General features: G+C 69.6%; 21 protein-coding genes and 1 pseudogene. 7 read left to right on the top strand and 15 right to left on the bottom strand.

Features of this window, described 5'->3' with window-relative positions:
* On the bottom strand, window positions 1-6737 hold a 6737-nt coding region (locus tag OQ968_RS23695; protein WP_324681986.1), incomplete at its 3' end, for a PPE family protein.
* Window positions 6738-7333: 596 nt separating this feature from the next.
* Here OQ968_RS23695 and OQ968_RS23700 point away from each other — a divergent pair.
* A complete protein-coding gene (locus OQ968_RS23700) occupies window positions 7334-7795 on the top strand; it encodes a DUF6941 family protein (protein ID WP_324681988.1) in 462 nt (153 codons plus the stop codon).
* A gap of 11 nt (window positions 7796-7806) precedes the next feature.
* On the opposite strand, the gene regX is transcribed toward OQ968_RS23700, so the two are convergent.
* The 6 genes from regX to OQ968_RS23730 all read right to left on the bottom strand — a co-directional run bounded on the left by regX (window position 7807) and on the right by OQ968_RS23730 (window position 13858).
* On the bottom strand, window positions 7807-8490 hold the full coding sequence (regX, locus tag OQ968_RS23705) for a two-component sensory transduction protein RegX (protein ID WP_324681990.1): 684 nt from the start codon (window positions 8488-8490) through the stop codon (window positions 7807-7809).
* 49 nt (window positions 8491-8539) lie between these two features.
* Window positions 8540-9760, bottom strand: coding sequence for a sensor histidine kinase (locus OQ968_RS23710; RefSeq protein ID WP_324681991.1), 1221 nt, complete (start codon window positions 9758-9760; stop codon window positions 8540-8542).
* A 150-nt stretch (window positions 9761-9910) separates the two neighbouring features.
* Window positions 9911-10660, bottom strand: a complete 750-nt coding sequence (locus OQ968_RS23715; protein ID WP_324681993.1) for a phosphoglyceromutase — start codon at window positions 10658-10660, stop codon at window positions 9911-9913.
* Window positions 10661-10673: 13 nt separating this feature from the next.
* Window positions 10674-11243: a YbjN domain-containing protein gene (locus OQ968_RS23720; RefSeq protein ID WP_324681994.1), complete on the bottom strand. Its 570-nt coding sequence runs from the start codon at window positions 11241-11243 to the stop codon at window positions 10674-10676.
* Window positions 11240-12583 (bottom strand): D-inositol-3-phosphate glycosyltransferase, encoded by a 1344-nt coding sequence (gene mshA / locus OQ968_RS23725; RefSeq protein WP_324681995.1) that lies wholly within the window; start codon window positions 12581-12583, stop codon window positions 11240-11242. The genes OQ968_RS23720 and mshA overlap by 4 nt, the downstream gene beginning before the upstream one ends.
* Before the next feature lie 39 nt (window positions 12584-12622).
* A complete protein-coding gene (locus OQ968_RS23730) occupies window positions 12623-13858 on the bottom strand; it encodes an ROK family protein (protein WP_324682058.1) in 1236 nt (411 codons plus the stop codon).
* Window positions 13859-14100: 242 nt separating this feature from the next.
* Between OQ968_RS23730 and OQ968_RS23735 the strand changes: the two genes are divergently transcribed.
* The gene (locus tag OQ968_RS23735; protein WP_324681997.1) at window positions 14101-14844 is read left to right on the top strand and encodes an SDR family oxidoreductase; all 744 of its coding nucleotides are present in this window, start codon (window positions 14101-14103) and stop codon (window positions 14842-14844) included.
* On the opposite strand, the gene OQ968_RS23740 is transcribed toward OQ968_RS23735, so the two are convergent.
* Both OQ968_RS23740 and OQ968_RS23745 read right to left on the bottom strand, forming a co-directional pair.
* Window positions 14828-16147 carry a L,D-transpeptidase gene (locus tag OQ968_RS23740; RefSeq protein WP_324681998.1) on the bottom strand — a complete coding sequence of 440 codons (1320 nt, stop codon included), beginning with the start codon at window positions 16145-16147 and terminating at the stop codon, window positions 14828-14830. The two genes, OQ968_RS23735 and OQ968_RS23740, sit on opposite strands and share 17 nt — an antisense overlap.
* A gap of 81 nt (window positions 16148-16228) precedes the next feature.
* Window positions 16229-17326, bottom strand: coding sequence for a UDP-N-acetylmuramate dehydrogenase (locus OQ968_RS23745; protein ID WP_324681999.1), 1098 nt, complete (start codon window positions 17324-17326; stop codon window positions 16229-16231).
* Window positions 17327-17366: 40 nt separating this feature from the next.
* Here OQ968_RS23745 and OQ968_RS23750 point away from each other — a divergent pair, with 40 nt between their 5' ends.
* From OQ968_RS23750 to OQ968_RS23760, 3 genes are read left to right on the top strand one after another with little or no spacing between them, the layout of a single operon-like run.
* Window positions 17367-17894, top strand: a complete 528-nt coding sequence (locus OQ968_RS23750) for a DUF2505 domain-containing protein (protein ID WP_324682000.1) — start codon at window positions 17367-17369, stop codon at window positions 17892-17894.
* A gap of 10 nt (window positions 17895-17904) precedes the next feature.
* Complete coding sequence (locus tag OQ968_RS23755) at window positions 17905-18738, top strand: carbon-nitrogen hydrolase family protein (RefSeq protein ID WP_324682001.1); 834 nt, start codon at window positions 17905-17907, stop codon at window positions 18736-18738.
* The gene (locus OQ968_RS23760; protein ID WP_324682003.1) at window positions 18735-19832 is read left to right on the top strand and encodes a DUF2993 domain-containing protein; all 1098 of its coding nucleotides are present in this window, start codon (window positions 18735-18737) and stop codon (window positions 19830-19832) included. Before OQ968_RS23755 ends, OQ968_RS23760 begins: the two co-directional genes overlap by 4 nt.
* Before the next feature lie 29 nt (window positions 19833-19861).
* Here the strand turns inward: OQ968_RS23760 and deoC are convergent, their stop codons facing one another.
* The 6 genes and pseudogenes from deoC to OQ968_RS23790 all read right to left on the bottom strand — a co-directional run bounded on the left by deoC (window position 19862) and on the right by OQ968_RS23790 (window position 24072).
* Entirely contained in the window at window positions 19862-20533 is a 672-nt protein-coding gene (deoC, locus tag OQ968_RS23765; RefSeq protein WP_324682004.1) for a deoxyribose-phosphate aldolase, read from the bottom strand.
* Entirely contained in the window at window positions 20533-20973 is a 441-nt protein-coding gene (locus tag OQ968_RS23770; protein ID WP_324682005.1) for a DUF2599 domain-containing protein, read from the bottom strand. Before OQ968_RS23770 ends, deoC begins: the two co-directional genes overlap by 1 nt.
* A 4-nt stretch (window positions 20974-20977) precedes the next feature.
* Window positions 20978-21265 (bottom strand): DUF2516 family protein, encoded by a 288-nt coding sequence (locus OQ968_RS23775; RefSeq protein WP_324682006.1) that lies wholly within the window; start codon window positions 21263-21265, stop codon window positions 20978-20980.
* 116 nt (window positions 21266-21381) lie between these two features.
* Window positions 21382-21972, bottom strand: coding sequence for a heparin-binding hemagglutinin (locus OQ968_RS23780; protein WP_324682008.1), 591 nt, complete (start codon window positions 21970-21972; stop codon window positions 21382-21384).
* 233 nt (window positions 21973-22205) lie between these two features.
* A pseudogene (locus OQ968_RS23785) lies at window positions 22206-22626 on the bottom strand (helix-turn-helix domain-containing protein); the annotation flags it as partial.
* Window positions 22627-22710: 84 nt separating this feature from the next.
* Window positions 22711-24072, bottom strand: coding sequence for a DUF445 domain-containing protein (locus tag OQ968_RS23790; RefSeq protein WP_420715996.1), 1362 nt, complete (start codon window positions 24070-24072; stop codon window positions 22711-22713).
* A gap of 97 nt (window positions 24073-24169) precedes the next feature.
* On the opposite strand from OQ968_RS23790, the gene OQ968_RS23795 reads away from it, so the two are divergent.
* The gene (locus tag OQ968_RS23795; protein WP_324682011.1) at window positions 24170-24874 is read left to right on the top strand and encodes a TetR/AcrR family transcriptional regulator; all 705 of its coding nucleotides are present in this window, start codon (window positions 24170-24172) and stop codon (window positions 24872-24874) included.
* Window positions 24867-25877, top strand: coding sequence for a prenyltransferase (locus OQ968_RS23800; RefSeq protein WP_324682012.1), 1011 nt, complete (start codon window positions 24867-24869; stop codon window positions 25875-25877). The genes OQ968_RS23795 and OQ968_RS23800 overlap by 8 nt, the downstream gene beginning before the upstream one ends.
* Window positions 25878-25887: the final 10 nt, after the last annotated feature.

The raw sequence follows: 25887 nt of genomic DNA on the forward strand, positions 1-25887 counted from the left end.
TTCACCGTCAACGTCACCCCGGAGCCGACATTCAACGTGCCGCTACCCGGGCCGGTGCTCCCCACCGTCAACGTCCCACTATTCGCGCTGCCGGTGCCCACCGTCACAGTGCCGCCATCGGTCAACGTGCCCGAGACAGTCACCGTCCCGGTATCGGTCAGCGTCCCGCCGGCGTTGACGGTCAGACCCCCATTGACCGCCAGCGTGCCACTGCCCGGCCCGGTGCTACCCACCGTCAACGTGCCACTATTGGCAGTCGCGGTCCCCACCGTCACGGTGCCCGAATCGGTCAATGTGCCCGACACCGTGACCGTGCCGGTGTCGGTCAGGGTGCCGCCGGCGTTGACAGTCAGGCCGCCATTGACCGCCAGGGTGCCGCTGCCCGGGCCGGTGCTACCCACGGTCAACGTGCCGCTATTGGCGCTCGCGGTCCCCACGGTCAGGGTGCCCGAGTCCGTCAACGTGCCTGAGACGCTCACCGTGCCGGTGTCGGTCAACGTCCCGCCGGCATTGACCGTCAGGCCACCGTTGACCGCCAGGGCGCCGCTACCGGGCCCCGTGCTACCCACCGTCAACGTGCCACTATTGGCGGTCGCGGTCCCCACCGTCACGGTGCCCGAGTCCGTCAACGTGCCCGAGACGCTCACCGTGCCGGTGTCGGTCAACGTGCCCCCGGAGTTCACCGTTAATGTCACCCCGGAGCTGACATTCACCGTCCCGCTACCCGGACCGGTGCTACCCACGGTCAATGTGCCGCTATTGGCACTCGCGGTCCCCACCGTCACGGTGCCCGAATCGGTCAACGTGCCCGACACACTCACGGTGCCGGTATCAGTCAACGTGCCACCAGCATTGACGGTCAAACCACCATTGACCGCCAAAGTGCCACTACCCGGACCGGTGCTCCCCACCGTCAACGTGCCACTATTGGCGCTCGCGGTACCCACCGTCACCGTGCCCGAATCGGTCAAGGTGCCCGATACGCTCACGCTGCCGGTATCAGTCAGCGTGCCGCCGGCGTTGACGGTCAGCCCACCATTGACCGCCAGGCTGCCGCTACCGGGACCGGTGCTACCCACCGTCAACGTCCCACTGTTCGCGCTGGCCGTGCCCAGCGTCACGGTGCCCGAATCCGTCAACGTGCCCGACACCGTCACACTGCCGGTATCGGTCAACGTGCCCCCGGCGTTGACCGTCAGGGTCACCCCGGAGCTGACATTCACCGTGCCACTGCCCGGGCCCGTGCTACCCACCGTCAACGTCCCACTATTGGCACTCGCCGTGCCCACCGTCACGGTGCCGGAATCGGTCAACGTGCCCGACACCGTCACCGTGCCCGTATCGGTCAACGTCCCCCCGGCGTTCACCGCCAAGGTGACCCCGGAGTTGACATTCAAAGCGCCGGTGGAGCCGACGTTGATGGTGCTGCCGGTCAGGGTCACACCGCTGTTGAGGGTGAGGGTTCCGTTGTCGATGAGGGTGGCGCCGGAGGTGAGGGTGAGGGTGCCGCTATCGGTGAGCAGACCACCGGAGTTGATGGTGACCGCACCACTGGTGGTGCTGCTATCTGCGAGGGTGCCGCCGGAGTTGATGGTGACGGTGCCGCTATCGGAAAGGGTGCCGGTGCTGACGGTCAGGGTGCCATTGACATTGAGGTTGCCGGTGGAGCCGACCGTGATGGTGCTGCCGGTAAGGGTGACGGCCTGGGGAGAGCTGATGGTCAGGGTGCCGTTATCGGTGAGGGTGAGCCCGGAGCCGATGGTCAAGGTGCCGGAGTCGGTCAGAGTGCCACCGGTATTGATGGTGACCGTGCCGTTGTCGGTCAGCGTGCCGGTGACGGTGACAAGGTTGCCGGTGTCGGCGCCGCCCGTGCTGATGTTCAGAGTGCCGCTGCCGGCGGTGCCGGTCCCCACAGTCAAGGTGCCGCCGTCAGACACGCTGCCGCCGCCAGTGACGGTCAAGGTGCCGTTGTCGACGAGGTTGGCGCCGGCGCTAATGGTGAGGTTGCCGCTGTCGGTGAGCAAGCCGCCGGCATTGATGGTGAGGGCGCCGCTGGTGGTGCTGCTGTCGGTGAGAGTGCCGCCGGCGTTGATGGTGACGGTGCCGCTGTCGGTCAGGGTGCCACCGGTGCTGATGGTGATGGTGCCACTGTCGGAAACGCTGCCCCCGGAGCTAACGGTGACCGCGCCATGATTCGCGATGGCGAGCGTGTCGCCACTGGTGACGTTGAGAATGCCGGTGGAGCCGACCTGGATGGTGCCGGTGCTGGTGCCGCTGGCGGGCAAGGTCACGGCAGTGCTGGAGTTGATGGTCAGGGTGCCGTTGTCGACGAGGGTGACAGCACCGCCGGCGGTGTTGAGGTTGAGGGTGCCGCTGTCGGTGAGCAAGCCACCGGAGTTGATGGTCACCGCACCGGCAGTGGTGCTGCTGTCGGTGAGGGTGCCGCCAGCGTTGATGGTGACGGTGCCGCTGTCGGAAAGGGTGCCGGTGCTGACGGTCAGGGTGCCGTTGACATTGAGGTTGCCGGTGGAGCCGACCGTGATGGTGCTGCCGGTAAGGGTGACGGCCTGGGGAGAGCTGATGGTCAGGGTGCCGTTATCGGTGAGGGTGAGCCCGGAGCCGATGGTCAAGGTGCCGGAGTCGGTCAGAGTGCCACCGGTATTGATGGTGACCGTGCCGTTGTCGGTCAGCGTGCCGGTGACGGTGACAAGGTTGCCGGTGTCGGCGCCGCCCGTGCTGATGTTCAGAGTGCCGCTGCCGGCGGTGCCGGTCCCCACAGTCAAGGTGCCGCCGTCAGACACGCTGCCGCCGCCAGTGACGGTCAAGGTGCCGTTGTCGACGAGGTTGGCGCCGGCGCTAATGGTGAGGTTGCCGCTGTCGGTGAGCAAGCCGCCGGCATTGATGGTGAGGGCGCCGCTGGTGGTGCTGCTGTCGGTGAGAGTGCCGCCGGCGTTGATGGTGACGGTGCCGCTGTCGGTCAGGGTGCCACCGGTGCTGATGGTGATGGTGCCACTGTCGGAAACGCTGCCCCCGGAGCTAACGGTGACCGCGCCATGATTCGCGATGGCGAGCGTGTCGCCACTGGTGACGTTGAGAATGCCGGTGGAGCCGACCTGGATGGTGCCGGTGCTGGTGCCGCTGGCGGGCAAGGTCACGGCAGTGCTGGAGTTGATGGTCAGGGTGCCGTTGTCGACGAGGGTGACGGCACCGCCGGCGGTGTTGAGGTTCAGGGTGCCGCTGTCGGTGAGCAAGCCCCCGGAGTTGATGGTCACCGCACCGGCGGTGGTGCTGCTATCGGTGAGGGTGCCGCCAGCGTTGATGGTGACGGTGCCGCTGTCGGAAAGGCTGCCACCGGTGCTGATGGTGATGGTGCCGCTGTCGGAAACGCTGCCGCCGGAGCTCACTGTGACGGCGCCATGATTCGCGACGCTCAGAGTGAAGCCGCTATTGACGTTGAGGGTGCCGGTGGAGCCCACCTGGATGGTGCCGGTGCTGGTGCCACTGGAGGGCAGGGTGACGGCGTGGTTGAGGGTGAGGGTGCCATTGTCGACGAGGGTGACGGCACCGCCGCTGGTGTTGAGGTTGAGGGTGCCGCTTTCGGTGAGCAGGCCACCGGAGTTGATGGTGACCGCACCGCTGGTGGTGCTGCTGTCGGTGAGGACGCCGGTGGAATTGATAGTCACCGTGCCGCTGTCCGTGAGCGTGCCGCCGGTGCTGATGGTGATGGTGCCGCTGTCGGAAACGCTGCCACCGGAGCTAACGGTGACCGCGCCATGGTTCGCGACGCTCAGAGTGAAGCCGCTGTTGATGTTGAGGGTGCCGGTGGAGCCAACCTGGATGGTGCCGGTGCTGGTGCCGCTGGAGGGCAGGGTGACGGCGTGGTTGAGGGTGAGGGTGCCATTGTCGACGAGGGTGACGGCACCGGTGGTGGTGTTGAGGTTGAGAGTGCCGCTTTCGGTGAGCAGGCCACCGGAGTTGATGGTGACCGCACCGCTGGTGGTGCTGCTGTCGGTGAGGACGCCGGTGGAATTGATAGTCACCGTGCCGCTGTCCGTGAGGGTACCGGTGGTGACGTTCAGGGTGCCGCTGACATTGAGGGTGCCGCCGGCGTTGACGGTGACGCTGCCGGTGTCGGTGAAGGTTTGGCCGGCGTTGATGGTGAACGTGCCGCTGTTGGCGGTGGCCGTGCCGACGTTGATGGCGCCGCCGGTGTTGGTGACGTTATTGCTGCCCACGGTCAGGCTGCCGCCACTGGTGAGGGTCACGGTGCCGTTGTTGGTGAGAGTCCCGTTGATGGTCAGATTGACGGTGGAGCCGCTGACGGTCAGCGTCCCGCCGCTGTTGACGGTGATCGTGCCGGTGTTGACGGTGAGGGTGCCGCTGTCGGTGAAGAGGCCTCCCGAGCCAACGGTGATGGTGCCGAGGTTGGTGACAGTTCCCCCGGAGTTGACGGTGACGGCACCGCTATCGGACAGGGTGACGCCGGCGTTGACCGTCATGGAGCCGCCGGATTGGACGGTGATGGTCCCGCCGGATTGGACGGTGATGGCGTTGTCGACGGTGAGTATGCCGCCGGATTGGACGGTGATTGAGCCGCCGCTTTGGATTGTGGTTCCGCCAACTGGGACCGTATAGATCTGGAGGTTCCCGACGGTGACGGAGTTGCCGCTGTTGATGACGGAGGGGAGCAACGGGTCGATGTAGGTGACGCCGTTGATGGTGACGGTGGGGTCAGCGCCGATGATGGTTCCGCCGGCGCTGGCGGTGAGCGTGCTGTTGTTCGTGACGTTGATGTTGACGGTGCCGCCGGTGGCGTCGAGGGTGCCGCCGGAGTCGACGGTGAGTGTGCCCGTGGTGGTGCTGGTGCCGACGTTGAGGGTGCCGGTGTCGGTAAGGGTGCCCCCGACATTGACGGTGCCGACGTCAGTCAGGGTGCCGCCGCCGGTGACGGTCACGGTGCCGTTGTCGGTCAGGGTGCCGCCGGAGCTCACGGTCAGGGTGCCGTTGTCGGTGAGCACGCCGCCGGAGTTGACGGTCAGGGTCTGGCCGGAGCTCACTGTGAGGGTGCCGCTGTCCGTCAGACTGCCGCCGGAGCTCACGGTGAGGGCTCCGTTGTCGGTGAGGACGCCGCCGGAGCTCACGGTGAGGGTGCCGCTATCGGTGAGCACGCCGCCGGAACTCACGGTCAGGGTGCCGCTATCGGTGAGCACGCCGCCGGAACTCACGGTCAGGGTGCCGCTATCGGTGAGCACGCCGCCCGAGCCCACGGTCAGGGTGCCGCCGTCGGTCAAGACGCCGCCCGAGCTCACGGTCAGGGCGCCGCTGTTGGTGACCACGCCGCCGGCGTTGATGGCGAAGGCGCCGCTGTTGGTGTAGGTGCCGCCGGAGTCGATGAGAAGGGTGCCGCCGTTCGCGACGGTGAGGGTCTGGCCGGACAAGGTGACGGCTTGTTGGCCCGTGGTGATTTCGACGGTTTGGCCGCTGCCGATGGTGCCTTGGAGGTCTATCGAATCGGCGCCGTTGACGATTACGTGAGTCACCGAGAACGGCTGGGAGGCTGCAGTCGAGGCGGCCTGCTGAGACGCCGCCGGGGCGGCCGACTGCGGGGTGGCGGCCGTCGCCGCCGCCTGCTGGGACGCCGCCGGGGCGGCCGACTGCGGGGTGGCGGCCGTCGCGGCCACCTGCTGGGACGCCGCCGGCGCAGCCGACTGCGGGGTGGTGGCCGTCGCGGCCGGCTGGTTGGAGGCTGCGGGCGAGGCCAGCTGGTAGGCGGCGGTCGAGGTCGGCTGAGGGGACGCGGCGGGCGTGCTGAGCTGCTGAGAGACGGCGGGCGAGGTCAGCTGCTGGGACACCGCGGGCGTCGTCAGCTGCTGAGACACCGCGGGCGAGCCGAGCTGCTGAGACACCGTAGGCGAGATCAGCTGCTGCGGCACCGCGGTCGAGCCGAGCTGCTGCGGCACCGCGGTCGAGCCGAGCTGCTGGGTGGCGGCGGTCGAGCCGAGCTGCTGCGCCTCGGCGGTCGAGCCGAGCTGCTGGGTGCCGGCGGTCGAGGTCAGTTGCTCCGTCTCCGCGGCCGAGGTCAGCTGTTGGGTGACGCCGGGCGAGCCGAGCTGCGTGGGCGAGCCGAGCTGCGTCAGGGATTGGGTGCGGGTGCTGGTGGCGTCGCCGGCGGCCCGGGCCACCGCGCCGGCCTGGGCGGCCTGCCCGGCCGGGTTCGTGGTCTGCGGCGGCTCGCTGAATGGGGACAGGACGCTCGCGACCGCCGACGCAGCCTCATAGGCATACATCGCGGCGGCGTCTTGGGCCCACATCTCCATGTACTGGGCTTCGGTGGCCATGATCGCCGGGGTGTTCTGTCCCAAAATATTGGTCGCCACCAACGCCGCCAGCCGCGCCCGGTTTTCCGCGATCACCGGCGGCGGCACCGTCATCGCAAACGCCGCCTCGTAGGCCGCCGCCGCCGCGTAGGCCTGGGCAGCCGATTGCGCGGCCTGGGCGCCCGTGGCAGCCAGCCACTCCGCATAGGGGGCCACCGCCGCCGCCATTAGCAGCGACGTCGGGCCCGACCACCCCTGGCTGATCAGCCCCGCAATTACCGCGGAATAGCCGCTGGCGGCGGACTCCAGCGCGGCGGCCAGCGCGTCCCAACCCGCCGCCGCCGCCAATAGCGGCCCCGCCCCGGGGCCGCTATACATGCGCCCGGAGTTGACCTCCGGGGGCAGCGACGCGAATTCCATGGCTTTCCGGTGCCCAGGTCAGCGCCGCGCGGCCTGTTTGAAACTGACGGTCATGTTAATTCCGCATAAACCAAACCATTGGACCAGTGTTGAACAAGTTATGTTACTGCAGGCATGCAGGGTTTTGGCCATTTCTTTGGGACTCATTCCGACCCGCGATGGGTCCGGGACCAGCCCTGCGGCGGCCACTGACCACCGCAGGTCGCGGAGGGCCGCCGGATGCGGATCACTGCCCCGCCGTCGTCCGCCAGATGGGTGATCGGTGGATCGTCGAAGGCGCGGCGAGAACGCCCGAGGACCAGCGGCCCCCTCAAGCGCCACGGCGCACCAGGCTTGGCAACAGCAACCGTCTGCCGTGTGGCAAGGCTGGGCCCGGCCTGTCAGCGACGCCCTTGGGCCGCATCTTGTTTCGGTCCGGACGACCAATGGTGGCTTGCATTGGCGCGCAACATGTTTCGGCCTGACCGCAGACCTCCAGCCTCACGCGCCGCGCCGCGGGCATTTATTGACGAGCCAGCGCGCCTTATGGCGGCCGTCGCGCCGCATCGGATATGGTGTGACCGCCCTGCTAGCAGCCGTCGTAACGGGAGCAACCCATGGAATTAACGGCAATTCTGTGTAACCATGCCGAGGCGCAGAACAACTTGCTGTACGTCGCCGGTGGCGGCATAGACCGGGCCATCATCCCTGCCGGGCGCTCGGAACCCTATACGGTCTCGGTGGGTCTCGGGATCATCATCGAGGTGCCGTGGACGGCGACCAACCAGGAGCACGCGGTCGACGTACGACTGGAGGACGCAGACGGGCACCCGGTCGAGGTCGAGACGGGATCGGACGAACACGAACCGTTCCGCACCCAATTCCGATTCAACGTCGGCCGACCGCGCCACCTCGAGCCCGGCGAGACCCAATCCGTCGCTTTCGCTATCAACATTCCCGTGCTGCGGTTGGAGAAGCTGGGCACATACGTCTTCACCATCAGCGTCGACGACACCGTCCTGCGCCGTCTGCATTACCGACTGGTCGGGCAGACGGGCGTGACCATTACGACGAATTGATCAGCTAGCGCTCAGCCCTCGAGCTTGTAACCCAGCCCCCGCACGGTCACCAGGTGCACCGGATTGGCCGGGTCGGCCTCGATCTTGGACCGCAGCCGCTTGACGTGGACGTCGAGCGTCTTGGTGTCACCGACGTAGTCCGCGCCCCACACCCGATCGATCAGCTGCCCGCGCGTGAGCACGCGGCCGCTGTTGCGCATCAGGTATTCCAGCAAGTCGAATTCCTTGAGCGGCAACGTGATCGTGTCCCCGTTGACCGACACGACGTGGCGTTCGACGTCCATGCGGACCGGCCCGGACTCCAGCACGCCGTCGCTGATCTCGGAGTCGTCGTCGCCACCGCGGCGCAACACGGCCCGGATCCGCGCGATCAACTCGCGGGCGGAATACGGCTTGGTCACATAGTCGTCCGCGCCCAGTTCCAGACCGACGACCTTGTCGATCTCGCTGTCGCGGGCGGTCACCATGATCACGGGCACGCTGGATCGGGCGCGCAACTGCTTGCAGACGTCGGTGCCGGACATCCCCGGCAGCATCAAATCGAGCAGCACGATGTCGGCGCCGGCCCGGTCGAACTCGGCGAGCGCCGCTTGCCCATCAGTCACCACCGTGGCCTCGAAGCCCTCTTTGCGCAGGAGGAATGCCAGCGGGTCGGCCAGCGATTCCTCGTCCTCGATGATCAGCACACTGGTCATGCGCGCCACTCCTCCTCATCGCTGCGCTCTGCAACGTCGTAAGCGCGGGTCATCTGCTCAGCTCTTCCTCTCGTTGGGCCGAGTGGGGCCGCACCTCGCGGCCCCGGGGTTGCTCGGGTTGTCCGTCGTTGTCCGGGGAGGCCGGGATGGACAGGGTGAACGTCGATCCGGTTCCCGGTTTGCTCCACACGCCGATGGTGCCGTTGTGGTTGGCCGCGACGTGCTTGACGATGGCCAGCCCCAGCCCACTGCCGCCGGTGGCCCGCGAACGCGCCTTGTCGCCCCGGAAGAAACGCTCGAAGACCCGTTCCTGGTCCTCGAGCGCGATCCCGATGCCCCGGTCGGTGACGGCGATCTCGACGTTGTCCCCGCGGCGACGACGGCTGATCGACACCGGCGTGCCCGGCGGCGAATAGGCGATCGCATTGGAGACCAGGTTGGCCAGCGCGGTCACCAACAGCGTTTCGTCGCCAAGCACCCGCAACCCGCTGGGCGCGTCGGTGCGGATCTGGATGTTCGCGGTGTCGGCGGCCACCTTGTGGCGTGAAATCGCTTCGGAGACAACGGTATCCACGTCGACGTCGGTGACGTTGGGCAACCGCTCGGCGCCCTGCAGCCGGGACAGCTCGATCAGCTCGCCGACCATGTCGCCCAGCCGGTTGGCCTCGACGAGCACCTTCTCGGCGAACCGGCGCACGGTCTCGGAGTCGTCCGCCGACGCCAGCAGCGCCTCGGCGAGCAGGGCCATGGCGCCGACCGGGGTCTTGAGCTCGTGGCTGACGTTGGCGACGAAGTCGCGCCGCGTGGCCTCCATGCGGGCGTAGTCGGACTGGTCGTGGGCGAACACCACCGCGAACCGGCGGTCCTCCTCGCTGAGCAGCCGGGCCTGCCCGTGCACCGACAACCCCGACCGGCCCCCCGCGCGCTTGGCCGGGTGCAGGTCGAACTCGACGTCGACGCCGGTCAGCGCCTGCTGCGCGGCCTGCCAGGCCTGGTCGTCGAGCTGCCGGTCGCGCACCAGGCCCAACTCCCTGGCTCGATCGTTGAGGTAGACCACGTCGCGATGGGAATCCACCACCGCGACGCCCACCGGCATCAGCGCCGCGATGCGCTGCAGCATCTGCGCGACGGTGATCCCGGTCCACTCGCTGGAGACGCGTTGCCGGCGTTGGACCACCCGCGGCGACAGCCGGGTCCCGATCGCAACGCCTGCGGCGACCGCCAGCACGGACAAAACCCCGGCCAGCAACAGCGCCGAGAACACAGTCACATAGAAAATCCTACAAATCTTCCTGAACACTGCCCTAGCGCAGCGAGGCCAAAATCGGACAAGTCACATCCTGCGCTACAGGTGTTCGGCTGCCGTTTACGCGATGTTTGGCAAACGGGGCCCCAATACACGCGAAAACACCGAGGCACGTCAGCCCCGGCCCTGGCTGGCCACCGCGGCGGCGCCGGCCGCGGCCGCCTCGGGGTCCAGGTAGGTGCCGCCCGGCAACACCGGCCGCAGCCGGTCGTCCAGGTCGTAGCGCAGCGGGACGCCGGTCGGGATGTTCAGGCCGACGATCTCCTCGTCGGACATCCGGTCCAGGTGCTTGACCAGCGCCCGCAGCGAGTTGCCGTGCGCCACGATCAGCACCGTCTTGCCCGACCGCAGATCGGGGACGACGACGTCGGTGAAGTACGGCAGGAAGCGCGCCACCACGTCCTTCAGGCATTCGGTCAGCGGGCCGCCGCCGATGTCGGCGTACCGCGGGTCGGCGTCCTGGCTGAACTCGCTGCCGCGCTCGATCGGCGGGGGCGGCGTGTCGTAGCTGCGCCGCCAGGCCATGAACTGCTCCTCGCCGTAGCGGGCCTGGGTCTCGGCCTTGTCCAAACCCTGCAGCGCCCCGTAGTGGCGCTCGTTGAGCCGCCAGCTGCGCCGCACGGGGATCCACAGCCGGTCGGCGCGGTCCAGGGCCAGGTCCGCGGTGATGATCGCGCGCCGCAGCAGCGACGTGTACAACACGTCGGGAAGCAGATCCTGTTCGGCCAGCAACTCGCCACTGCGAACCGCCTCGGCCCGGCCCTTGTCGGTCAGGCCGACGTCGACCCAGCCGGTGAACAGGTTGAGGGCGTTCCAGTCGCTCTCGCCGTGGCGCAGCAGTACCAGCGTGGCAGTGTCACCCATGCCGGCAAGTCTCTCACGCGTCCGAATCGTCCTCGTCGTCGATGAGATGGGCGAACGCCTGCAGGTTCTTCAGCGACTCGCCGCGAGACACCCGCCACTCCCACTCCTTCTGGATCGACGAGCGAAAACCCAACTCCAGCAACGTGTTGAAGTCCGAATCCACCGCCTCGAGCACCTGGCCGAGCACCCGGTCGATCTCGTCGGCGTCGACCGACGCCAGCGACATCCGGCCCACCAGGTAGATGTCGCCGACGTTGTCGAGCGTGTAGGCGACCCCGTAGAGCCGGCGGTTGCGCCTGAGCAGGAAGCGGTAGACGCCCTCGTGGTTCTCGTCGGGCTTGCGGCACACGAACGCCTCGACGCGCACCGAATGCTCACCGATGCTCAGGATGGTGTTGGTCTTCAGCTTGCGCTCGCCGGGCAGTTCGACCACCAGTCCCGGCAATCCGCCATGCGCCCCAGGGAATTCCGAGTAGGTCAGGTGGCTGGCTCGCAGCGCGCGCTCGATGACCGCCTGCACCGACGTCGTGCGCCGCTCCTCCTCATCGCTGCGCTCTGCATCGTCGCCGGCGCGGGAATTCATGCGCCCACCCCGCGCCGCGACGCCCAGCGACGGGGCTTGCGCGCCGCCGCCCGGTCCACCCTCACCCCGACCCGGCGCTGGCGTTCCGCGGCGAAATCGCCGATCGCGCGCCGGTAGCTGGCCAGCAGCGCGTCGGTGGTGTTGTCCCAGGAGAACGTCGCGGCGTGGGCCGCCGCCGCCCGGCTCATCGCGGCGCCGGCCGGCTCGCCGCGCAGGCGCAGCAGGCCGTCGATGGCCGCCGCCCACCGGTCGACGTCGTGCCCGGCCACCAGGGTGCCGGTGATCCCGTCGCGCACCGCCACCGGCAGCCCGCCGACGGCGGCCGCCACCACCGGCGTCCCGCAGGCCTGCGCCTCGACGGCGACCAGACCGAACGACTCCGAATAGCTCGGCACCGCAACCAGATCGGCGGCCCGGAACAGGGTGGCCAGGTTCGCCCGGGACTGCGGCGGCAGGAACGTCACCCGCTCGGTGATGCCCAGTTCGTCGGCGAGCCGGACCAGCCCGTCCGGGGCGGCCAGGCCGCTGCCCGACGGCCCGCCGGCCACCACGATGCGCACACCCGGCAGCTTCGCCGCGGCGCGCAACACGATGTCGGGCGCCTTCAGCGGCTGGATCCGCCCGACGAACGCCACGATGTCCTCGTCGGGCGGCAGCCCCAGCGCGGCCCGGGCCGCCCGGCGACCACCCGGGCGGAACACGTCGAGGTCCACCCCCGGATGCACGACGTCGATGCTCGCCGGATCGGCGCGGTGAATCGAAATCAGTTGTCTCGCTTCATCATCGGTGTTGACGATCAGCCGGTCCGCCTCGTCGACCACCTGCTGCTCGCCCACCGTGCGCAGCGGCGGCTCGGGCGCGTCCCCGTCGGCCAGTGCGGCGTTCTTCACCGCGGCCAGCGTGTGCGCGGTGTGCACCAGCGGCACCGACCAGCGGTCGCGGGCCAGCCAGCCGACCTGACCGGACAGCCAGTAGTGCGAGTGCACGATGTCGTAGTGGCCCGGGTCGTGGGACGCCTCGGCGCGCAACACCCCGGCCGCGAACGCGCACAACTGGGTAGGCAGATCGTATTTGTCCAGGCCCTCGAACGGACCGGCCACCACGTTGCGCACCAGCACGCCGGGTGCCACCCGCTCGACCGGCGGATCGGCGGACGCGGTGGCCCGGGTGAAGATCTCCACCTCGATGCCCCGCCGGGCCAGGTGCAGCGCGGTCTGCAGGACGTAGACGTTCATGCCGCCGGCGTCGCCGGTTCCGGGCTGGGCCAGGGGTGAGGTGTGCACCGCCAGCACCGCGATGCGGCGCGGGTCGTTCAGCCGGAAGACGTCGTCGTGCCGCACCCTCTCATGTTTACAGCACGGGGCGGCACAGACCTGGGCTCAGGCCGAGGACTCGTCCGGGTCGGCGTCGGGCACCCGCGCTACCAGCGCGCCGGCCCGCCGCATCGCGCCCAGCGGATCGGCGTACAGCCCGCCCAGCGACACGATGCCGGCCCCGGCCTCCTGGACCCGGTTGCCGAACGCGGTCACGCGGATGTCGCGCGGCGGCAGCACCGAACGCGCGGCGAACGCCTCCTCCACCTGGCCCATCGCCTCGGGATACTCGGTGAACCCCTGGCCGCCGACCACCAGCTCGTCGGGATTGAGCACGTCGCGCAGCAGCGCGACGGCCTCGCCGAGCACCCTGGCGCGTTCCGCCAGCAGCTCCTTGGCCTGCTCGTTTCCGGCCCGGGCGACGCGCAGCAGGTCGGTCATGGCGGTGGCGGAGCCGGCGGCGCGGCCCGGCGGGGCCGCCGGCAGGATCCGCAGCCGGCGCGCGGCGGCCAGCACCGCCTCGTCGCTGACGGTGGATTCCAGCTGCCCGGTGCCGCCGAGCAGCTCCGAGTGCGCGGGCAGGCCGGCGATGGTGCCGGGGCCGCTGGCCGGGCAGTGCACGCGCCCGCCGATCACCAGCGCATAGCCCACGGTCTCGCGGGCGTAGACGTAGAGGCTGGTGGGCGAGCTCGGCGCGAAGCGCCGCATGCCGAGCAGCAGCTCGGCGCCGGCCATGGCGTCGACGTGGGAGGCCACCGAGACCGGCAGGCCCAGCGCGTCGGCCAGCACCGATCCGACCGGCGCCTGCCGCCAGCCCAGCCTCGGGTGGTCGACGTGGCCGGTGGCGCCGTCGACGGTGCCGCCGATCGCCACGCCCACCCACAGCAGGCGGCGCCGGTGCCAGCGCCTCAGATAGCGGGACGCGCTGTCGGCCAGCGACGCCAGCGCGGCCCCGGCGGGGCTCAGCGGGGTCGGGGTCTCGACGGTGTCCAGCGTGCGGCCGAACAGGTCGGTGGCCACGATGCTGGTGGTTCGCGCGCCGATGTGGATGCCCAGCGTGACGAACGGCTCGTGGTTGACCTCGACGGGCACCCGCGGGCGCCCGATGGCACCGGACACCGCCAGGTCGGCGCGCTCCCGCAGCAGGCCGGCCTCGAGCAGCGCGATCACCTGCCGGTTGACCGTCGCAATGCTCAGGGACGTGACCCCGGCGATGACGTCACGCCCGACCGGACCGCGCAGCCGCACCGCGCGGAACACGGACGCGGCCGCCGAGTCGGAGATGTGCAGGGCCGGCGGCATGATCTGGCGGTGCGACCGCGGGCGACCCTGGCGGCCGGGGGAATGGTGGGTGAGACTGGTCGAGCGCACGAGCGTCCTTTGTTTGATTACCGATGGCCGGTCTTCGGCCACACCCGGAAGTCAGGCGCGGCGAAGTGCGCGGCAACAACACGCACCCGCCGCGTAGAGACACGCGGCGGTGGTGTCGACCAAGGCGCTGTACTGCACACGGAAAATTTATCACGGTTACTAGAGTTGTCTCGGTGGATTCAGCTAACGAGCGGGTCGCGGTCGTCACCGGTGCGAGCTCCGGGATCGGCGAGGCGACCGCGATAACCCTTGCGGCCCTTGGCTTTCACGTGGTGCCGGTGGCGCGCCGGGCCGACCGGATCAACGCCCTGGCAAACAAGGTCGGCGGCACGCCCGTTGTGGCCGACGTCACAGACGACGCGGCCGTCGCGGCGCTGGCGCGCGGCCTGGGCCGGGTCGACGTGCTCGTCAACAACGCCGGCGGCGCCCGGGGACTCGAGCCCGTCGCCGACGCCGACCTGGAGCACTGGCGGTGGATGTGGGAGACCAACGTGATGGGCACCCTGCGGGTCACCCGCGCGCTGCTGCCCAAGCTGATCGAGTCCGGCGACGGCCTGATCGTCACCGTCACCTCGATCGCGGCGATGGAGACCTACGACGGCGGAGCCGGCTACACCGCGGCCAAGCACGCCCAGGGCGCGCTGCACCGGACGCTGCGCGGCGAGCTGCTGGGCAAGCCGGTGCGGCTCACCGAGATCGCGCCGGGCGCGGTCGAAACCGAGTTCTCGCTGGTCCGGTTTGACGGCGACGAGCGGCGCGCGGACGCCGTCTACTCCGGCATCACGCCGTTGTCGGCCGCCGACGTCGCCGAGGTGATCGGGTTCGTGGCCTCCCGGCCGTCGCACGTCAACCTCGACCAGATCATCATCCGGCCGCGCGACCAGGCCAGCGCGTCGCGGTTCAACCGCCGGGTCTAGACGTCGTCGTGGTCGTCGTGGTGGTCGGGGTCCCCGACAGGGTGGGCGCGTCCGTCGGCGTCACCGGCGCGGTGACCGGGATCTGCGTCGCCGGCGGGTGCGCGTTGGGTGGCGGCAGCGCCGACATCGCCACCCAGGTGTCCCAGTCCACCGCCCAGTCCCAGATGTCGCCGTCGGAGTAGGACAGCTGGATCGAGCTCCCGGTCACCTCGACGGGGTCGCCGTAGATCGCGCTGCCGTAGTACTGCTCGGCGTCGGCGGTGGACAGGTTGATACAGCCGTTGGTGACGTTGGTGTTGCCCTGGGCGCCGGAGCTGGCCGGGTTGGCGTGGATGAACTCGCCGTTGTTCGAGATCCGCACCGCCCAGCGTTCGTGCACGTGGCTGTAGCCGGCCGCCGGGTTGGACATGTAGAAGTCGGCGTACTTCTCGGTGACCACGTGGATGCCGTTGCGGGTGACGTTGCGGGCCTTGTCGGCCTCGCCGTAGCTGCATGGGAAGTCCATGATCACGCCCTCGTCCCGGATCACCTGGATGCGGTGCGACGAGACCTCGGCCTTGACCACCTGGCGCCGGCCGATCTGAAAGTGCAGCGAGATGTCGTCGGCGCCGTAGGCGCCCTCGCCGAACGGCCGCCCGTAGAGCCTGGCGTCGACGTTGACCGTTGTGCCCGCCGGGTAGTACTCGCGGGGGCGCCAGTGCACGCGCGCGCCCTGCGCCTCGTCGGGCAGCCAGGCCCAGCTGCCCTCCACGGGCGGGTTGGTGGTGACGGTGAGGGCCTTCTCGACGGAGGCCTTGTCGGCGATCAGCGCGTCGAACTGGATGATGATCGGCGCCGCCACCCCGACGGTCTGGCCGTCGGCCAGCTGGAACGAGCCACCGATCTTCTTGGTGGGGGCCACCGTGGTGAACTTGCCCGACACCGGAACGGTCTTGCCGTCGTGGCCGACGACCGAACCGCTCCACGTGTAGGTGGCGTCGTAGCCCAGCGGCTCGGTGACCGTGTAGACGGTGCGGTCGGGGTTGAAGGCTCCGGCGACGGCCTTGCCCGACGAGTTCGTCAGCGCCACCTTCTGGAACCAGCCGTCGCCCACGTGAACGCTCACCGGCGCGGTCGGAACCACGTCCGAGGCGGCGTCGGCCGGCTCGAATTTCAGGTGCGGCGCCGCGGCCTCTTTCTTCTGGCCCTGCTTGGCCACGGTGCCCCCGCACGCGGCCAGGACGTTGGGCGCGAACACACCAAGCCCCAAGGCCGCCAAGGCCAAGCGCCGGTTGATCGGCGGAGGGGAACCGGATGTGCTCACGACAAGTAAAGATACCGGCCGAACGGCATTCGCCCCGCCACCACAAGTCGCCGACGGGGTGGCCTCACCCGTATTCGACCGCTACAGCCTGCACCCCAGCAGGACGGGTTCGGGTTGCAGTGTGATGCCAAACACGTCGCGGACTCCGTCACGGATGGTGCGGGCCAGGGCGATGACGTCCTCGGCGCGGGCGGCGCCGCGGTTCGTCAAAGCAAGCGCATGCTTGGTGGACAGCCGGCACGGGGCCCGCTCGTCGTCCGGATAGCCCTTGCCGAAGCCGGCGTGCTCCACCAGCCAGCCGGCGGCCAGCTTGACCCCATTCGGGGCCGGCCAGTGCGGAATCGACTCGCCAAAGTGCCGCGCCAACCGCTCGTAGACCTCGGGCGCGACGACGGGGTTGGTGAAGAACGAACCCACGCTCCAGGTGTCGTGGTCGGCCGCGTCGAGCACCATGCCCTTGCGGGCGCGCAGCGCCAGCACCGCCTCGCGCACGTCCCGCGGGTCCGCGCGCTCGCCGCTGCCGGCGTTCAGCGCGGCCGTCAGCTCGCCGTAGCGCAGCGGCGCGCTGCGCCCCGACGCGTCCAACGCGAACTCGACTTCCAGTACCACGCAAGGGATTTCGAGGCCGTCGGCCCGCTTGAACACGCTGGTGCGGTAACCGAAGCCGAGCTCGCCGCCCGGCACCCAGCGCACCGCGCCGCTGCGCCGGTCCAGCAGCCGGACGCGGGTGATGGTGTCGGACACCTCGGCGCCGTAGGCCCCGACGTTCTGCACCGGCGTAGCGCCGGCCGAGCCGGGGATGCCGGACAGGCATTCCAGCCCGCCCAGGCCGCGCTCGATGGCCGCGAGCACCACGTCGTCCCACACCGCACCGGCCTCCGCGCGCACCATGTTGCCGTCGATGCTGATGCGGCCGTTGGCAAGTCGCACCGCGGTGAGCCCGGTCAGGCCGTCGTCGATCACCAGGTTGGAGCCGCCGGCGAACACCAGGGGCGGGCCACCGTTCCCGTCGGCGGATTCCGAATCCAGTTGCCGCACAACGGCGATCACCTGTTCCGTGCTGGAGCAGGTGATCAGCCGGCGCGCCACGGGCCCGACCCGCAGCGTGGTCAGCGGCGCCAGCGGCACCTCCTCGGCGACGTGCGCACCGGCGAAGAGCGAACCGACCCCCCGTTTCATAAGCTCCGTTTCATGGCCCGTAACGGTAGCCTGGCCTGCTATGCCGCGTTCATTCGACATATCGGCTGACTATGAACGGGACGTCGAAGCGGTACTGCGGGCTTACCGCGAGGAGGACTACTGGCTGGCGCGGCTGGCGGCCTCCGGCGTCGACGAGGCGAGGCTCGAGTCGCTGCGGCTCGGCGGCGAGTCCGGAACCGACGACACCATCGACGTGGTCACCCTGCAGGTGATCCGCAGCGACAAGCTGCCGGCCCTGGTCACCCAGCTACACCGCGGCGATCTGTGCATCAGGCGCGAGGAGACCTGGGGCCCGGTGTCCGGTGGCGTCGCGCTGGCAACCGTCGCGGGATCCATCGTGGACGCCCCGGCGAACGTGTCGGGCACCGCCGAGTTGGCCCCGACGGGCCCGTCGGTGGGCTCCCGCCTGGAGTGCCGGATCACCGTCCACGTGCGGGTCCCGCTGATCGGGGGCAAGCTGGAGAACTTCGTCGGCACCCGGCTGGCCGACCTGGTGGTCGCCGAACAGCGATTCACCACGGAGTGGATCAGCACCCGCGGCTCTTAAGCTGGCGCACATGCGAATCGCGTTGGCCCAGATCCTCAGTGGCACCGATCCGGCGCAAAACCTGCAGCTGGTCCGCGAGTACGCCGGCCGGGCCGCGGACGCCGGCGCGCGGCTGGTGGTGTTCCCCGAGGCGACCATGTGCCGGTTCGGGGTCCCGCTGGGACCGGTCGCCGAGCCCGTCGACGGGCCCTGGGCGAGCGGCGTGCGGCGGATCGCCGCCGACGCCGGCATCACGGTGATCGCCGGCATGTTCACCCCGTCCGGCGACGGGCGGGTGAAGAACACGCTGATCGCGGCCGGGCCGGGCAGACCCAACGAGCCGGACGCCCATTACGACAAGATCCATCTGTACGACGCGTTCGGCTTCACCGAGTCGCGCACCGTCGCGCCCGGGCAGGAGCCGGTGGTGGTCGCGGTCGACGGCGTGCGGGTCGGGTTGACCGTTTGCTACGACATCCGTTTCCCGGAGCTCTACACCGAGCTGGCCCGGCGCGGCGCGCAGGTGATCGCCGTCTGCGCGTCCTGGGGTTCGGGCCCGGGCAAGCTCGAGCAGTGGACGCTGCTGGCCCGGGCCCGGGCGCTGGACTCGATGAGCTACGTCGTCGCGGCCGGTCAGGCCGACCCGGGCGACGGCCCGGGTTCAGGTTCCGGCGCGCCGACCGGTGTGGGTGGCAGCCTGGTGGTCTCGCCGCTGGGTGAGGTGGTCGCGTCGGCGGGTGCCCGGCCGGAACTCGTGGTCGTCGACGTCGACGTCGACGCCGTGGCCAAGGCCCGCGAGAGCATCGCGGTGCTGCGAAACCAGTCGAGCTTTGCTCGCATCGATAGGGCAGAATCGGTTGGGTGACGAACCCACCAGGCCCTACCCGCCCGCCAGGACCACCGAACGAGGGCCCGTCGCCGTGGGGCCGTCCCGGCAATCAGGGGCCCTTCGGTCAGCGGCCACCTGACCGGCCGACCGAGCGGCCGACCGAGCGGTTCCCGACCGGCGGCCCCGGCCAACCACCGCAGCAGCCCGGGCCCGGCCCGGCGCCGCAACCGCCACCGGGGCCGCCGCGGCCCCAGGAGCCGCGAACCGAGCAGCTGGGCGCGCCCCGCGCCGGCATGCAGGGCCCCGGCCACCGACCCCCGCCCGCTGCGCCGGCGGGCGCGACGGAACGAATCGCCACCCCGAACGAAGAGCCGGCACCGGTGAAAAGAAAACGACGCTTCCTTCGCGACCCGCTGTCCATCCTGCTGGTCTGCATCATCGTGGTCTCGCTCGTCATCGCCGGGCTGATCGGCGCCGAGCTGTACGTGCGCCACGTCGCCAACAACAAGGTCGCCGAGGCGGTGGCGTGCGAGACCAAGGACCAGGCCACGGCGTCGTTCGGGGTGACGCCGCTGATGCTGTGGCAGCAGCTGACCCATCACTACAGCAACATCTCGGTGTCGACCGCCGGCAACCAGATCAAAGATGCCAAGGGCATGAAGATCCAAATCAACATCAGGGATGTTCGGCTCAGGTCCAGCCCCGATTCCAAGGGCACCATCGGATCGCTCGACGCCACCATCACCTGGACCACCGACGGCATCAAGCAGTCGGTGCAAAACGCGATCCCGGTGCTGGGGCCGTTCGTCACCAACAGCGTGACCACCCATCCCGCCGACGGCACCGTCGAGCTGAAGGGGATGCTGGACAACATCACGGCGAAGCCGATGGTGTCGGGCAACGGGCTGCAGTTGCAGATCGTCAGCTTCAATGCGCTCGGCTTCACCATGCCGAAGGAAAGCGTCCAGTCGACGCTGGACAAGTTCACCTCCGACCAGACCAAGAACTTCCCGCTGGGGATTCACGCCGACAGCGTGCAGGTGACGGATTCCGCTGTGGTGAGCCACTTTTCGAGTCAGAACGCGAACATCCCGCCCGGCAACACGAACCCCTGCTTCGCCAACCTCTGACAGTCAGCCCAGTCGGTCGAGCACAGCCGTCAGCCCAGCCCGTCGAGCACGGCCCGGGTGCCCGACAGGCCCAGCCGGGTCGCGCCCGCGTCCAGCATCGCCACGGCGTCGGCCGCGGTGCGGATGCCGCCGCTGGCCTTGACGCCCAGCCGGCCGCCGACGGTCTCGGCCATCAGCGCGACCGCGCGCACCGACGCCCCGCCCGCGGGATGAAAGCCCGTCGACGTCTTGACGAAGTCCGCGCCGGCGGCCTCGGCGGCGCGGCACGCGGCCACCAGCGTGCGCTCGTCGCGGCCCAGTAGCACCGCCGACTCCACGATCACCTTGAGCACGGCCCCGGCGGCGGCCGAACGGACCGCCTCGATGTCGGAGCGCACCGCGCCGAACTCGCCGGCCAGCGCGGCGCCGACGTCGATGACCATGTCGACCTCACCGGCGCCCGACGCCACCGCCTGCGCGGCCTCCTGCGCCTTGACCGCCGACACGTGCTTGCCCGACGGGAAACCCGCCACCGTGGCGACGCGCACGCCGCCGGCGTCGATCGCGGCCGGCACCATCGACGGCGACACGCACACCGCGTAGACGCCCAGTTCGGCGGCCTCGGCGACCAGCGCGGCCACGTCGGCCGCGGTGGCCTCGGGCTTGAGCAGGGTGTGGTCGACCAGCGCGGCCAGCTGCGCCCGGGTGGGTCGGCCCGCCACTAGAACGCCCCTTCCGGGGCGCCGGGGTTGCAGCCGGCGGCGACCATTTGGTCGTCGTCGACGACCGGCCGCCACGGCTCGAGGTTCCAGCTGGGCTTGCCCGGCTCCGCGGTCTCGGCGAACTCCCAGTGGCAGAGGAACTGCGCCCGCATGCCGGGGGTGTCGGCGCCCGGCGCCAGCGCCAGCACCTCGGCCCACGCCTCGTCGGCCGCCGCCGGCGCCGCGGGCTGGCGGGCGGCCGCGCGGCCGGACGGCGTCGGGTAAACGCGCAAGCTGGCCAGGCCCGCCCACTGCGTCCACTCGGTGTGATCGATGAACGGCGGCGCGTACGACGAACTCGCCGCGCCGGCGCCGGGGTCCGCCGCGGCGGGGGACGCCGCGGTCAGCCAGCAGGCCGGTGCGACGAGCGCCGCCGCCGGCAATGCCAGCAGGGTCTTCATCCCGTCAGCGCGACTTGCCCTGAATCTCAAGGAGTTTGGGCCGAACGTCGACCAGATAGACACCGGCCGCGCAGGCTGCGATCGCCATGCCGAGCACGCCGAAAACGAAGCTCAGGATCGATGTCAGCGCGACAGCCAGGCCGAGGATCACCAGCCACACCGGCTTGGTCAGCTTCTCGGCGGCGGTGTAGGCGTCGGGTCGCTGTAGCGCTGCGTGCACAAACGCGTACACCGTCGTAACCAAGACGGCGACCTGCAAGACCAACATGATGGTACCCACGAGGTGGTTCACGCCATAAGCGTATGCGGGCGGCGTCAAAAACGTCGACTCCGAGTTGCCCGGGGGCAACTCGGAGTCGAGTCTGCAGCTGGATCCGAGTTGCCCCCCCAGGGCAACTCGGGGCCTCGCTACTTCTGGGTGACCTTCTTGGCCGTCGACTTCTTGGCCGCGGCCTTCTTGGCCGGGGCCTTCTTCGCCGGCGCCTTCTTGGCCGCCTTCTTGGCCGGGGCCTTCTTCGCCGGCAGGTCGATGCCGACCAGCTTGGCCGCCCGCTCGCCGACCGCGCGGGTCTGCGACGCGACGGTGCCCAGGGCCTCCTGGGTCAGCTCGACGGCCTGGTCCACGCGACCCTGTGCGCGCGCCGACGCGTCGTCGAAGCCGGACTGGCTGCGCAGCCGCTCCAGGGCGGCCTCGCCCCGCTCGACCAGCTCGTTGTACCGGTTGGTCGCGGCCTCCACGTAGCCCTCGGCGGCCCGGCGCAGCTCGTCGGCGGTGAACCGCTCGCGCAGCTCGGTGAGCTGCTCGGGCAGGTCCTCCTGCAGCTTGGCCAGGCGGGCGCGCCGCTCCTCGACCCGGCTGCGGGTCTCGGTGCGGGTCTCCTCGGCACGCTCACGCAGGTTGACGATCAGGTCGTTGACCGTGGCCAGGGCCAGGTCGGCGGCGCCGAGCGCGGCAAGCAACGGGGCGCGCAAGTCGTCGATGTTGGGGTTTTCAGCCATTGTTTTCCCTTTCGTTATTTCTTTTCGTTATCGGCATTGCTGACGTATTGGAAGACGTGTGGAAGTTGAGCGGAACCTCCTGGTTGGTCGGGTCTTTGGCACCGAGATGCCTCCAGTCCGCGACTGGCCGGGAACGGTTTGGCCCCTTACTTTTGGGTAACCGAACGCCTCGCCGTGTACACGTCACCGGCGTCATCGGTGCGAGTGGCGGGGCCTTGCCGTGGTGGTTCGGCCCGATCAGTCGCTGTTGGAATCGGTCGGACACTCCTCTTGGATGGATTCGTTTTGTTGGGTGAATGACGCGTAGATGTCGAGCAGGATTTGCTTTTGCCGCTCGGTGATCGCGGTGTCGGTGATGATGGCGTCCCGGACCTGGCTGGCCTCGCTGGGCTCGAGGATCCCGGCGCGCACGTAGAGCACCTCGGCCGAGATGCGCAGCGCCTTGGCGATCTGGTTCAGGACGTCGGCGGACGGCTTGCGCAGGCCGCGCTCCACCTGGCTGAGATAGGGATTGCTGACACCGGACCGTTCGGCGAGTTGGCGCACCGAGACCTGGGCGTTCTCCCGCAGGTCGCGGATGAAGCTGCCGATGTCGGAGGCCACCTCGGAGGCCGCCGTCGACACCTTGGTGGAGAGCTTCTCCTCGGGTGCCATTGCGTGCTCCTGGGTCGGTGGTCGGTCGTGACGGCCACCAGACTACGGAGAAGTGCTTGCTTTTGCAAGCACTTGTTAGCACCGCTAGAAAAGCAGCTGCACCACCGTGTAGATCGCCAGGCCCGCCAGCGAGCCGACGACGGTCCCGTTGATCCGGATGAACTGCAGGTCACGGCCCACGTGCAGCTCGATGCGCCGGCTGGCCTCCTCGGCGTCCCAGCGCTCGATCGTCTCGGTGATGATCGCTGTGATCTCCACCCCATACTGCGAAACCAGGTGCTGGGCCGCCCGGACTATCCAGTTGTCCACCTTGTCGCGCAGGTCGGCGTCGTCGCGCAGCGATTCCCCGACGAGAACCACGGTGTCGGCGATGCGGGTCCGCAGCGCGCTGGACGGGTCGTCGACGCCCTCGAGCACCAGCCGCTTCACCGTCCGCCACGCCGTCGCGGCGGCGTCGGCGATCTCGTCGCGGGCCATCAGCTGCTCCTTGACGGCCTCGGCGCGCGCGATGGTGTCCGGGTCGTGCTGCAGGTCGCCGGCGAACTCGAACAGGAAGCGCGTCGCCGAACGGCGCAACTCGTGGTCGGGGTTGCGGCGCACCTTGTCGGTGAAATCCATCAGCTCGCGGTGGATGCGGTCCCCGACGAGATGGTCGATGAACCGCGGCGACCAGCTGGGCGAGTCGCGCTCGACCACCCGCTGGATGATCTCCCCCGCGTTCAGCGACCACTGAAAAGCCCGGTCGGCGAGCAACTGGATCAACGCTTCCTGCCGGTTCTCGGCCAGCAGGGTGGCCAGCACCCGGCCCACCGGCGGGCCCCACTGGGGCTCGGCGATGCGGCGCACGATCATCCGGTCGATGACGTGCTGGACGTCCTCGTCGCGCAGCAGCTCCACCAGCACCCGCAGTACCGTCGCGGTCTCGCTGGCCACCCGCTCGGCGTGCGACGGCTCCGACAGCCACTTGCCGAGCCGGCTGGGCACCTGGGCGTCGCGCAGCTTGGTCTCCACCACGGGCGCCGACAGGAAGTTCTCCCGCACGAAGGTGCCCAGGCCCTCCCCGAGCTGGTCCTTCTTCCGCTTGATGATCGCCGTGTGCGGGATCGGTATGCCCAGCGGGTGCTTGAACAGCGCGGTGACGGCGAACCAGTCCGCCAGGGCGCCGACCATGCCGGCCTCCGCGGCGGCGCCGACGTAGCCGATCCACGCCCCGACGGCGTAGTGGCCCTGCGCCCACCGGCACGCGAGGAACACCCCGGTGGCACCGATCAGGAAACTCAGCGCGACGATCTTCATCCGGCGCAGCGCCACGCGCCGCTCGTCGTCGGCCACCGGGTCGGCCCCGGCGAACGATTCCGCGAAGGACGCGTGCGCCGGGGTCGGCGACGGTTTCGGGTTCGGCCGCCGCGTCGGCGGGCCCGGCGCATCGGCTCGGTGTGCCACCACACCATCATCTATGCCGCGGGCGATTAATGTGACCGCACTGGCCAGGTGCCCACAGGCCGTATCATCGAGGGCGTCTAGGGAACGGAATTCGGCGACAGTGACAGAGCAAATCCCGGCTGCGACCGCCAAGATGGATGGTCGCAAGCGGCGCTGGCATCAGCACAAGGTCGACCGCCGCAATGAGTTGGTCGACGGCACGATCGAGGCGATTCGGCAGCGCGGGCGCTTCCTGAGCATGGACGACATCGCGGCCGAGATCGGTGTTTCCAAGACCGTGCTCTACCGCTACTTCGTCGACAAGAACGACCTGACGACGGCCGTGATGATGCGGTTCACCCAGACCACGCTGATACCCAACATGGCGGCCGCGCTGTCGTCGAACCTGGACGGCTTCGACCTGACCCGCGAGGTCATCCGGGTCTACGTCGACACCGTGGCGAACGAGCCCGAGCCCTACCGGTTCGTGATGGCGAACAGCTCGGCCAGCCACAGCAAGGTGATCGCCGACTCCGAGCGCATCATCGCCCGCATGCTCGCGGTGATGATGCGCCGGCGCATGCAGCAGGCCGGCATGGACACCCGCGGCGCCGAGCCGTGGGCCTACCTGATCGTCGGCGGCGTGCAGCTGGCCACCCACTCGTGGATGTCGGATCCCCGGATGAGCCGCGACGAGCTGATCGACTACCTGACCATGCTCAGCTGGAGCGCGCTGTGCGGCATCGTCGAGGTCGGCGGGTCACTGGAAAAGTTCCGCGAGGAGCCGCACCCCTCGCCGATCGTCCCGCCCCCGGCCGATGACTGAGCCGGGCGTGGCCTCGCGGCTGAGGTCGTGGGCGTACGCGCTGCGCACCACCAACCCGCCACCGGACGGGCCGGTCGACACCGTCACGCGGTGGCTGGTCGTCACCCGCGCGGCGGTGCTGCCGATGACGCTGGTGTCCGGCCTGGTGGCCGCGCTGCTCGCGGTCGGCAAGCCCGGCCTGGACTGGCGGTGGCTGACGTTGGCGGTGCTGGGAATCACCTTGGCGCACACCGCAAACAACCTGATGAACGACCTCTACGACACCCAGGTCGGCACCGACAGCGCCAACTACCCGCGCGCGCTCTACGCTCCGCACCCGGTGCTGTCCGGGCTGATCAGCCGGCGCACGCTGGGGCTGGCGATCCTGCTGGTGAACGTCGCCGACCTGGCGATCCTGGTCACGCTGACGTGGGCCCGCGGCTGGCCGGTGCTCGCGTTCGCGCTCGGCGGGTTCGCCCTCAGCGTCGCCTACACGGCCCCGCCGCTGCGGCTGAAGAAACGCGGCCTGGGCGAGCCCGACGTCTTCGTCGTCTGGGGTCCGCTGATGGTGTGCGGAACGTACTACTCCGCCGTCGGGGCGGTCGGCTGGGACGTCGTGCTGGCCTCGCTGCCCTACGGCTTGTTGTGCACGACGGTGTTGATGGGCAAGCACATCGACAAGATCCCCTACGACGAGCCGCTCGGGATCCGGACGCTGCCGGTGCTGCTCGGCGAGGCGCGCGCCCGCGTCGCGACGCTGGGCATGATGGTCGGCTTCTATGTGCTGGTCGCGGTGGCCGTCGCGGCGGGCGCGATGCCCTGGCCCGCGCTGGTGGTCGTCGCCGCGCTGCCCCGGCTGGCGAAGGTGTGGCCGTTCTTCCGCCGGCCGAAGCCCGCCGAGCCGCCGCCGAACTTCCCGGTGTGGCCGCTGTGGTACGCCGCGCTGGCGTGGGTGCACGTGCGGCAGGCGGGCGCGCTGCTGGTGGCCGGCCTCGCGATCGGCGCCGTGCTGCGGGTTTGGTGAGCCCGGCGCG

Source organism: Mycobacterium sp. 663a-19, assembly GCF_035616495.1.
Lineage (GTDB): Bacteria > Actinomycetota > Actinomycetes > Mycobacteriales > Mycobacteriaceae > Mycobacterium.